Origin of the sequence: Streptococcus penaeicida, from assembly GCF_002887775.1 — a bacterium.
GTDB classification, from domain to species: Bacteria; Bacillota; Bacilli; order Lactobacillales; family Streptococcaceae; genus Streptococcus; species Streptococcus penaeicida.
Map to the genome: position 1 here is coordinate 1 of NZ_LOCM01000112.1, position 210 is coordinate 210.

Sequence of the window (210 nt, forward strand, 5' to 3'; positions counted from 1 at the left end):
ACTAAGATTTTAGTTCGAATACAATTAAGCTTCACGTAATAGAATAGTACACCACTAATAATGAAACAACCAGTTTATTAGTCGGGCCTTAGCTCAGCTGGGAGAGCGCCTGCTTTGCACGCAGGAGGTCAGCGGTTCGATCCCGCTAGGCTCCATTATCTAGGATACAAAGAGATGTTCGGCTAGCCGAAATTTCTGTAGAAAATTAGG

The 210-nt window shown here is 43.3% G+C and carries 1 tRNA gene; it reads left to right on the forward strand.

The annotated features are described in order from the left end of the window. Positions 1 to 83: 83 nt before the first annotated feature. Positions 84 to 155 (forward strand) — tRNA-Ala (locus AT575_RS10495). Positions 156 to 210: the final 55 nt, after the last annotated feature.